Genomic DNA, 9,401 nt, shown 5'->3' on the forward strand with positions numbered 1-9,401 from the left:
TGCATCCATGGCTGTCCCCGCCCACACCCCGCACCCCGGCCCGGCGCGCGCGTTGCCGCTGCGCGAGGCGCGCACCCGGCTCACCCAACTGGTGTCGATGGCCGAGCTGACCGACACCGTCACCCTGCTCACCCGCGACGGCGATCCCCGGCCGATCGCCGCCATCGTGCCGGCCGCCGCCGCCCGCAGCGCCGCCCAGGCCCGGGCCGACGCCGACCGGGTCGCCCAGGTGACCGCCGGGTGGGCCCGTCGCCTCGACGAGCTGCACCGGCACAGCAGTCTGCGGCACGCCGCGGAGCTGCGCGCGGTGACCACCGCCCTCGCCGAGGTCTGGGCGGAGCTGGAACGTCGGGTCGCTCCGGGCAGCGACCCGGGGCTGGCCCGGCTGCGCGCCGCCCACGCCGACCTGCTGGCCGGTTGACCGCCGGGGGGCCCTCCCGGCAGACGCCGGAACGGCGACGTTGGAGTGCGAGCGGGCCGGAGCTGACCACCGGCGAGCGGGCCCAGCGCTGACCACCGGCGAGCGGGCCGGCGCGCCGACCCGTCCTGGCGGAACGGGGTCGAAAGTGCGGACCATTTCCAGGTGGCGGTCGGCGGGCAGGGTGCTGCCGCGACCTGATCGGTGCCCAGGAGCGGGAGCGCCGTGCTCTTCGTCGGCAACACCCGCGCCGCAATAAGGAAGGTTTACAGTACAGGTCCTCCACGGGTAGCGTGCGGATCGGATCGATCATCACCGATCACGACGAGGGCCTGGAGGTATTCGTGCGTCGCCGGAACACCATGACGCGGCTACTGGCCATAGCCGCACTCGGATTGTCGTTCGTCCTCCCGGGAGCCCCGGCCGTCGCCGCGCCGGCCGCCCCGGCCCGGCAGTTGAGCGATGTGATCCCCGCACCGGTCGAGACCCGCCCCGACGCCCGGGGCACGTTCACGCTCGGCCCGCTGACCGTCATCCGCACGTCGCCCGGCTCGGCCGCCGCCTGGCGGGTGGGGCGGCAACTCGCCCAGACACTGCGCTCCGCGACCGGCTACCCGCTGCCGGTGCTGCCGGTCCGCTCGACGCCGCTGCCCGAGATCGCCCTGGTCGTGGGTGGCGCCGACGGGCGCGTCGGCCAGGAGGGGTACCAGCTCGACGTCACCCGCCGCGGGGTGACGATCCGGGCGAACACCGGGGCCGGGCTGTTCGCCGGCACGCAGACGCTGCGCCAGCTGCTGCCCGCCCAGATCGAGGCGTCCGACCGGCAGCGGGTGACCTGGACGGTGCCCGGCGGGCGGATCGTGGACTACCCGCGCTTCGCGTACCGTGGGGCGATGCTCGACCTGGCTCGGCACTTCCACACGGTCGACGAGATCACGGCGTACGTGGACCTGCTCAGCCAGTACAAAATCAACTACCTCCACCTCCATCTGACCGATGACCAGGGATGGCGGATCCAGATCGATTCCTGGCCGAGGCTCACCGCCGTCGGCGGCGGTCCGGGCACCGGCGTCGACGGCGCCGGGCCCGGATTCCTCACCAAGGCCGACTACCGGGCCGTGGCGGCCTACGCCGCCGCGCGGCACATCACGATCGTCCCCGAGATCGACATGCCGGGGCACACGAACGCCGCCCAGTCGACCTATGCCGAACTCAACTGCGACGGGGTCGCCCCGCCGCCGCGTACCGACATGGCGGTCGGTTACAGCTCGCTGTGCATCGACGACGAGCTGACGTACCGGTTCGTCGAGGACGTCATCCGCGAGGTCGCCGAGATCACGCCCGGGCCGTTCCTGCACATCGGCGGCGACGAGGCGCTCGCGACCACCGACGAGGACTACCGCACGTTCATGGAGCGGGTACTGCCGCTGGTCGCGAAGTACGGCAAGCGTGCCTCCGGCTGGAACGAGGTCATGCAGGTCGACCCGCCGACCGACGTCGTGGCCCAGTTCTGGGGCACCGGCACGACCAACGCCGATCTGGCCGAGGCCGCCGCCCGGGGCAACAAGGTGGTCATGTCACCGGCCAACAAGTCCTACCTCGACATGAAGTACGACGCCAATACGCGCCTGGGGCTGCGGTGGGCCGGCTACATCGAGGTCCGCGACGCGTACGGCTGGGATCCGGCACACCGGGTGACCGGTGTGGGCGAGGACGCGATCCTCGGCGTCGAGGCGCCGCTGTGGTCGGAGACGCTGCGGACCCTCGACGACATCGAGTACATGGCCTTCCCGCGCCTGCCCGCGATCGCCGAGCTCGGCTGGTCGACGGCGGCCAGCCACGACTGGGAGTCGTTCCGGACGCGACTGGGGGCGCAGGCGCCGCGGTGGCGCCTGCAGGAGGTCGACTTCTACCCGTCTCCGCAGGTGCCGTGGTCGTGACCGGGTGAGCCGCGGGTCCGGGCCGGTCGCGGCGCGGGCCGGTCACCCGGCGGCCGGGTAGGCGTGCGTCTCGGCCGCCTTCACGGCGGCCCAGACGCGCTGCCCTGGCGTGAGGTGTAGCTGGGCCACGGCGGCCGGGGTCACGTCCGCGGCGACCGTGATCGGGCCGTCGAGCTGCACCCGCAGGTTGTCGCCGTGCCGCTGCACGCCGGCCACGGTGGCCGGCCAGGTGTTGCGCGGGCTGCCCTCGGGTCGGGTGGGGTGCAGGGCTACCGCCGAGGGCCGGAAGGCGACGAAGGCGTCGCCGTCGAGGCGGTCGGCGACGGTGAGGGCGAGCCCGTCACCGACCCGGACGGTGTGCCCGTCGGCCCGCCCCCGGTGCAGGTTGAGCCCGACCAACCGGGCGACGTACTCGGTGCGCGGCCGGGCGGTGACGGTGGCCGCGTCGCCCTCCTGCACCACCCGGCCGGCCTCGACGATGACCAGCCGGTCGGCGAGCACCAGGGCGTCGAGCGGGTCGTGCGTCACCAGCAGCGCCGCCCCCGGGTGCGCGCCGAGGTGCCGGTGCAGTTCGGCGCGGGTGTCCAACCGGGTGCGGGCGTCCAGCGCGGCCAGCGGCTCGTCCAGCAGCAGCAGCGATGGTGCCACGGCGAGGGCGCGGGCCAGGGCGACCCGCTGCGCCTGCCCGCCGGAGAGCTGCCGGGGCCGGCGGTGGGCGTGTTCGGCCAGCCCGACCCGGGTCAGCCAGCTCCGCGCCGTCTCCCGCGCGGTACGCCGGTCCACGCCGTGCCGGCGCGGGCCGAACGCGACGTTCTCCAGCGCGGTCAGGTGCGGGAAGAGCAGGTAGTCCTGAAAGACCACGCCGACCGGCCGGCGCTCGGTCGGCACCCAGGCCCGCCGGGCCGGCCGGTCCAGGTCGACGCCGGCCAGGGTGACGTGGCCGGCGGTCAGCGGGTGCAGGCCGGCGAGCGCGCGCAGTGCCGTGGTCTTGCCGGCGCCGTTGGGGCCGAGCAGCGCGACGACCTCGCCGGCGGCGACCCGCAGCGGCACGTCGAGGCGGAACGCGCCCCGGTCCACCACGAGGTGCGCGTCGAGCAGCGGCGCGTCGAGGCGGATCGCGCCCCGGTCCACCACCGGGTGCGCGTGGGGCAGCGGCGTGTCGCCGGCCACCCGCCGCCGCGGCTCCCCGGCGGCGCTCACGGGCTCGTGATCCAGCGGTCGCGCAGGGCGGCCAGAATGGTGACCGAGACGGCGAGCAGCATCAGGCTGAGCACCACCGCGGCCTGCAGGTCGGTCTCCAGCGCCAGGTAGACCGCCAGCGGCATGGTCTGCGTGCGGCCGGGATAGTTGCCGGCGAAGGTGATGGTGGCGCCGAACTCGCCGAGCGCCCGCGCCCAGCACAGCACCGCGCCGGCTGCCAGCCCGGGGGCCACCAGGGGCAGCGTGACGTGGGTGAAGGTGGTCCACGGGCCGGCGCCGAGGGTCGCGGCGGCCTCCTCGTACCGCTGGTCGGCGCCGCGCAGCGCCCCCTCCACCGCGATGACCAGGAACGGCATCGCCACGAACGCCTCGGCGAGCACCACGCCGGCGGTGCTGAACGGCAGGGTGATCCCGAAGGTCTCGTCCAGCCAGCCGCCGAGCAGCCCTCGCCGGCCGAAGACGAGCAGCAGCGCCACGCCGCCGACCACCGGGGGCAGCACGAGCGGCACCGTGACCAGGGCCCGGACCAGGCGCCGGCCGGGGAACGCGACCCGGGCCAGCAGCCACGCCAGTGGCACCCCGAGCAGCAGGCACAGCAGCGTGGCCAGGGTGGCGCTCTGCAGCGACAGGCGCAGCGCGGTCAACACCTCCGGCTCGGCGAGCCGCCGCGGCAGCGAGCCCCATGGCGCGCGGGCCAGCAGCCCGGCCAGCGGCAGGACGAGGAAGACCAGCCCGAGCAGGGCCGGCAGCAACAGGGCGACCGGGACGCCGGGACGTCGCCGGCGGGCGGCGACCGGCCGGGACACCATCGCCGCCGCCTCGTCCGTGTCCGTGCGCGTCACGGCGTCTGGAACCCGGCCTCGGTGAGCACCGCCCGGCCCTGCTCGCCCCGCACATGCGCGGCGAAGGCCCGGGCCGCGGCGGGGTTGGGCGCGTGCGCGACGACGACGATCGGGTAGTCGTTGACCGCGCCCGCCGACTCGGGGAACTCGACCGCCGTCACCTCGGCCTCGGCGGCCTTCGCGTCAGTGCGGTAGACAACGGCGGCGTCGACCTCGCCGAGCTTCACCTTGGCCAGCGCGCCCCGGACGTCCTGCTCGAGGGTGACCGGGGTGAGCCGGACCGCCGCGGCGTCCAGCGCGGTCCGGGCCGCGGCGCCGCAGGGCACCTGCTCGGCGCAGAGCGCGACCGTCAACCCCGGCCGGGTCAGGTCGGCAAGGCCGGTGACGCCCTTCGGGTTGCCCTCGGTGACGGCGATGAGGAGCTGGTTGCGGGCGAAGACGGCCGGCTCACCGTCGGCGTCGCCGGCTTCGGTCACGGTGGCCATGCTGCGGGGCGCGGCGGCGGCGAACACGTCGGCCGGCGCGCCCTGGGCGATCTGGGCGGCCAGGGCGGAGCTGCCGGCGAAGTTGAACACCACGCTGGTGCCCGGGTGGTCCGCCTCGAAGTCCCGGCCGATCCGGGTGAACGACTCGGTGAGCGAGGCGGCGGCGAACACCATGACCGTGCCGGTGACCGCGGCACCGTCGGCCGGCGTGCTGGCGGCACCGTCGCCGCAGCCGACCAGTCCCACCACGACGGCGGCCGCGACGGCGGCCCGGACAGCGCGGGTCGCGCGGGCTCTCACGGCTGCCTCCCTCTGGCTCCGACCGTCGGGGCGGCCCGTTCCACCATCACCGTGGTCGACTTGATCACCGCGACGGCCAGCGATCCGACCCGCAGGTCGAGCGCCTCGACCGCCTCCCGGCTCATCAGCGAGACGACCCGGAACGGCCCGGCCTGGATGTCGACCTGCGCCATCACGGTGTCCTTGACGACGTTGACCACGATGCCGCGCAGCCGGTTGCGGGCCGACGTGGACGCCGACCGGCTGTCTGGGTCGGCCGCCTGCCCGCGGGCGAACGCGGCCAGGTCCACCCCGTCGATCACGCGGTGGCCGTGCTCGTCGCGGGCGGCGGCCAGCCGGCCCCCGTCGATCCAGCGGCGTACGGTGTCCGCGCTGACCCCGAGCAACTCGGCGGCCTCGCTGATCCGGAACGTCGTCACCAGCCCACCCTAGGCGACCGTATCTGCCAGGAGGAAGACCCGATGGCATCGCGGATACGACACAGGGCGTCGCCCGGCCTCGCATCTGCGGTCGGGCGGCGAACCCACCCCGAGCTGCTCGCCGGCCGCCTCGACCCGTCGCCGATCGTCGACCGCGCGGCCGGGCACGGCGGCGTGCCGGACGACTGCCGGGGCGTGGGCGACCGCGCCGCGGGCAAGGTCCGCACCCCGGCCCCGCTGGGGGTGGCGACGGCCGCGCGGGCGGCCGGGCCCGGCAGCGCATAATGGGTCCAGCCGACCAGGCGTCGGAACAGGTCGCCGCTCGGCGGCCGGACCAGGGGAGATGGCGGGAGTACGGTGACGCAGGCGATCCCGAACGTGACCCGGAACACTCGGCAGCGCACCGAGGTGCTGGCGCTGCTGCACGAGGTCGAGGGGTTCCACACCGCGCAGCAACTGCACCGGATGCTCTGCGACCGGGACGCGCGGGTGGGCCTGACCACCGTCTACCGGACGCTGCAGCTCCTGGTCGACGCCGGTGAGATCGACTCGACCCGGCTGCCCGGCGGGGAGCAGCTGTTCCGCCGGTGCCGGCAGAGCCGGCACCACCACCACCTGGTCTGCCGCGCCTGCGGGCGGACGGTGGAGGTGGCCGGGCCGGCGGTGGAGCGCTGGACCGACCAGGTGGCGGCCGAGCACGGGTTCACCGACGTCGGCCACACCCTGGAGATCTTCGGCACCTGCGCCGACTGCGCCCGCTGACCCGGGGCCGCGATCCCGCCGCCTGCGGCCGGGCGACCTCGCCCGGCTGCTCCACCGCGACCTCGAAGGGGGTGTCGGCCGAGGCGGTGCCCTCCCTGCCGGGGCGACACCGCCGGCGACGTCAGCGGCGGGTCGGCGAGCTGGCCGGGGCCGCCCGACGCGTCCGGCCCTTGAGGTGGCGGCCCAGCTCGCGGGCGATCTCCCGGTCGGCGTCCCGCTCGGCCAGCGCCTGCCGCTTGTCGTAGGCGCTCTTCCCCTTGGCCAGGGCGAGCTCGACCTTGGCCCAGCCGTCGGCGAAGTACATCGACAGCGGCACCAGGGTCAGCCCGCCCTCGCGGAGCCTCTCCCGGATCCGGTCGATCTCCACCCGGCGCAGCAGCAGCTTGCGGGTCCGGCGCGGCGCGTGGTTGGTCCAGCTGCCGAAGCCGTACTCGGCGATGTGCAGGCCGTACAGCATGATCTCCCCGTCGCGCTCCTGGGCGAACGCGTCGACCAGCGAGGCCCGACCCTCGCGCAGCGACTTGACCTCGGTGCCGGCCAGCACGATCCCCGCCTCGTACGTCTTCAGGACGGTGTAGTCGTGCCGCGCCTTCTTGTTGGAGGCGATCAGAGTGCGCTCGGTGCGTCGGGCCGCGTTCACCCGGTGGAGGATATCCGCCGGCCGGCGGCGGGCGGGTCGCCCGGGCTGCCCGGCTGGAACGCTCCGGCCAGCCCGACCAGGCCGGCGAGCAGCCGGGCGGCGGCCGGTGGCCGATGCCGGAAGGCCACGCTCGCGGCGTACACCCGCCGCACCGGGGCGTCGTCGGCGTGCAGCCGGAGCAGGGCCAGATCGGCCGGGGCGGCCCGGACGGCGAGCGCGGGCACCAGCGCGACGCCGAGGCCGGCGGCGACGCAGCCGAGCTTGCCGGTCCAGTCGGCGGCGACGATGTCGACCCGGGGCCGGAACCCTGGGGGCATGGTGGCCCGCATCAGCGGGTCCTCGCCGCCGGGCGATCCGACGACGAACGAGTCGTCGGCCAGTTCGGCCAGGCGGACGGTGCGGCGCCGGGACAGCCGGTGGTCGCTGGGTACCGCCACCAGCAGGTGCTCGTCGAGCAGGTGGCGCAGGTCGAAACGCCCGCCGTCGAGTGGCTGGTCCGGGGGCGCGCTCACCACCGCCAGGTCGGCGTCCCCGGCGAGCAGTCGCTCCAGCAGGGCCGGCGTCCGTCCCTCCACCAGGGAGAGAGCCACCTGCGGGTGCGCGGCGCGGAACGCGGCGAGCGCCCGCGGCACCAGGGCCGCCATCGCGGTGGGGAACGCGCCGACCCGCAGCCGGCCGCCGCCCAGGCCCCGCAGCGCGTCGAGGTCGCGGTGGGCGGTGGCGAGCCGTTCCAGCACCGCGTCCGCGTGCGGCAGCAGGCAGCGGCCCGGCTCGGTCAGCGCGACACCGCGGGGGAGCCGGTCGAACAGGACCACCCCGAGGTCCGCCTCCAGGGTGGCGATCTGCCGGGAGACCGCCGACTGGGTGTAGCGGAGCTCGCGGGCGGCGGCGGTGATCGACCCGTGCCGGGCCACCGTACGGAACACGTCGAGAGCCTGCGTCTGCACGACACGGACGATACGCCGCGCCATGCGCCGCCCGCATGCCAGCCATCGTCAACATTCGCTGGTCGCATGGGCCTTCCGGGCCTAGCGTGGCCGGCATGACAGAGATCGCTGTTCTCGGCGCGGGCCGGATGGGGGCGCCGGTCGCCCTGCGCCTGCTCGACGCTGGTCACCGGGTCACGGTGTGGAACCGCACCGCCGCGCGTACCGCGCCCCTTCGCCGGGCCGGGGCCCGGGTGGCCGGGTCGCCCGCCGACGCCGTCACCGGTGCCGGGGTGGTCGTCACGATGCTCGCCGACGCCACCGCCGTCGACGCGGCGCTGTTCGGTCCTCGGGGCGCCGCCGACGCCCTGGCCGCCGGCGCCTGCCTCGTCCAGATGTCCACCATCGGCCCGGCCGCCGTCCACGCCCTGGCCCGCCGGCTGCCGGCTTCCGTCGACCTGGTCGACGCCCCCGTGGGTGGGAGTGTGCCCGCCGCCCGGGCCGGCCGGCTGCGGGTGCTCGCCGGCGGCCCGGCCCCGGCTGTCGCCCGGGTCACCCCGGTCCTCGCGGCGCTGGGCACCGTACGCCACTGCGGTCCGCTGGGCAGCGGCACCGCGTTGAAGCTGGTGCTCAACACGGCGCTGCTGGTGGCGGTGGCCGGGCTGGCCGACACCCTCGCCGTCGCGCGGGCCGTCGGGGTCGCCCCGCGGACCGCCTGGGAGGCGCTGGGCGACGGTCCGCTCGGCGGCGTGCTCGGGCGGGCCGAGGCCCGCGACGCCGACTTCCCCGCCGCGCTCGCCGGCAAGGATCTCGACCTGGTACGCGACGTGCTCGACGGCGCACCGGCCCCGCTGGTCGCGGCCGCCCGGGCCGCGCTCGCCGCCGCCAACCCCACCGCCGACATCGCCACCCTCGTCAGCCGGGAGTACGCGTGAACCGCACCCTCGACAACCCCCCGTCCGTCGCCGCGCCGTTCGGCGACCGGTTCGCCCACGTGGCCCGCCTCGACCTGCCCGGCGGTGCCCTGCTCCTGCTCGCCGGCCAGGTGGCCGTCGACGACCACGGCCAGGTGGTCGGTCCGGGTGACATCGTGGCGCAGTCCGAGCGGATTTTTCAGATCGTGGGCGGGGTGCTCGCCGCCCACGGCGCGGGCCTGGCGGACGTGCTGCACATCCGCACGTTCCTGACCGACCTCGGCGACCTGCCCGGCTACGCCCAGGTCCGCCGCCGTCTCTTCACCGCCACGCCACCGCCGGCCAGCACCACCGTGGAGGTGAGCCGGCTCTTCCTGCCCGACGCCCGGATCGAGGTGGAGATCACCGCCGCCGTGCCGACGGCCCGGGCCTGAGCGACCCGCCGGGCGCGGCCGGCCGGGCGGCTCGGCGATCCGGTGGGTGCCGCCCCTGGCGCCCGCCAGCCCGTCCCCCGCGCCGACCGGCTCCGCGCACAGGCGCCGGAATGACCGGGGC

Annotated in this window: 12 protein-coding genes; 6 read left to right on the forward strand and 6 right to left on the reverse strand. The window is 75.8% G+C overall.

All coding sequences use genetic code 11. The features are described from left to right. Both C1I99_RS24670 and C1I99_RS24675 read left to right on the forward strand, forming a co-directional pair. On the forward strand, positions 1-421 hold a 421-nt coding region (locus tag C1I99_RS24670), incomplete at its 5' end, for a hypothetical protein (protein ID WP_438941445.1). Between the two features lie 290 nt (positions 422-711). Next, complete coding sequence (locus C1I99_RS24675; RefSeq protein ID WP_325049236.1) at positions 712-2,358, forward strand: beta-N-acetylhexosaminidase; 1,647 nt, start codon at positions 712-714, stop codon at positions 2,356-2,358. Between the two features lie 42 nt (positions 2,359-2,400). Here C1I99_RS24675 and C1I99_RS24680 read toward each other — a convergent pair whose 3' ends face one another. From C1I99_RS24680 to C1I99_RS24695, 4 genes are all read right to left on the reverse strand, one after another. After that, positions 2,401-3,474: an ABC transporter ATP-binding protein gene (locus C1I99_RS24680; RefSeq protein WP_111136591.1), complete on the reverse strand. Its 1,074-nt coding sequence runs from the start codon at positions 3,472-3,474 to the stop codon at positions 2,401-2,403. A gap of 80 nt (positions 3,475-3,554) precedes the next feature. Further along, positions 3,555-4,367 (reverse strand): ABC transporter permease, encoded by an 813-nt coding sequence (locus C1I99_RS24685; protein ID WP_111136592.1) that lies wholly within the window; start codon positions 4,365-4,367, stop codon positions 3,555-3,557. A 29-nt stretch (positions 4,368-4,396) separates the two neighbouring features. Then, the gene (gene modA, locus C1I99_RS24690) at positions 4,397-5,185 is read right to left on the reverse strand and encodes a molybdate ABC transporter substrate-binding protein (RefSeq protein ID WP_111136582.1); all 789 of its coding nucleotides are present in this window, start codon (positions 5,183-5,185) and stop codon (positions 4,397-4,399) included. Next, a complete protein-coding gene (locus tag C1I99_RS24695; protein ID WP_111136583.1) occupies positions 5,182-5,604 on the reverse strand; it encodes a TOBE domain-containing protein in 423 nt (140 codons plus the stop codon). Before C1I99_RS24695 ends, modA begins: the two co-directional genes overlap by 4 nt. A gap of 42 nt (positions 5,605-5,646) precedes the next feature. Between C1I99_RS24695 and C1I99_RS24700 the strand changes: the two genes are divergently transcribed. Next, positions 5,647-5,889, forward strand: a complete 243-nt coding sequence (locus C1I99_RS24700) for a hypothetical protein (protein WP_111136584.1) — start codon at positions 5,647-5,649, stop codon at positions 5,887-5,889. A gap of 72 nt (positions 5,890-5,961) precedes the next feature. After that, positions 5,962-6,366: a Fur family transcriptional regulator gene (locus tag C1I99_RS24705; protein WP_111136585.1), complete on the forward strand. Its 405-nt coding sequence runs from the start codon at positions 5,962-5,964 to the stop codon at positions 6,364-6,366. Between the two features lie 121 nt (positions 6,367-6,487). Here C1I99_RS24705 and smpB read toward each other — a convergent pair whose 3' ends face one another. Then, positions 6,488-7,006 carry an SsrA-binding protein SmpB gene (smpB, locus tag C1I99_RS24710; protein ID WP_111136586.1) on the reverse strand — a complete coding sequence of 173 codons (519 nt, stop codon included), beginning with the start codon at positions 7,004-7,006 and terminating at the stop codon, positions 6,488-6,490. Continuing rightward, positions 7,003-7,953: a LysR family transcriptional regulator gene (locus C1I99_RS24715; protein WP_111136593.1), complete on the reverse strand. Its 951-nt coding sequence runs from the start codon at positions 7,951-7,953 to the stop codon at positions 7,003-7,005. Before C1I99_RS24715 ends, smpB begins: the two co-directional genes overlap by 4 nt. Positions 7,954-8,048: 95 nt before the next feature. Between C1I99_RS24715 and C1I99_RS24720 the strand changes: the two genes are divergently transcribed. Further along, on the forward strand, positions 8,049-8,867 hold the full coding sequence (locus C1I99_RS24720) for an NAD(P)-dependent oxidoreductase (protein WP_111136587.1): 819 nt from the start codon (positions 8,049-8,051) through the stop codon (positions 8,865-8,867). Continuing rightward, a complete protein-coding gene (locus tag C1I99_RS24725; RefSeq protein WP_111136588.1) occupies positions 8,864-9,280 on the forward strand; it encodes a RidA family protein in 417 nt (138 codons plus the stop codon). The genes C1I99_RS24720 and C1I99_RS24725 overlap by 4 nt, the downstream gene beginning before the upstream one ends. Positions 9,281-9,401: the final 121 nt, after the last annotated feature.

This window comes from Micromonospora deserti (assembly GCF_003236335.1).
In the GTDB taxonomy this organism is placed as follows: Bacteria; Actinomycetota; Actinomycetes; order Mycobacteriales; family Micromonosporaceae; genus Micromonospora; species Micromonospora deserti.

What these genes read in the sequence shown, in the direction of transcription:
- C1I99_RS24685 (WP_111136592.1), bottom strand. Translation starts at nt 4,367, where the DNA reads ATGGTGTCCCGGCCGGTCGCCGCCCGCCGGCGACGTCCCGGCGTCCCG.
- C1I99_RS24700 (WP_111136584.1), top strand. Translation starts at nt 5,647, where the DNA reads ATGGCATCGCGGATACGACACAGGGCGTCGCCCGGCCTCGCATCTGCG.
- C1I99_RS24720 (WP_111136587.1), top strand. Translation starts at nt 8,049, where the DNA reads ATGACAGAGATCGCTGTTCTCGGCGCGGGCCGGATGGGGGCGCCGGTC.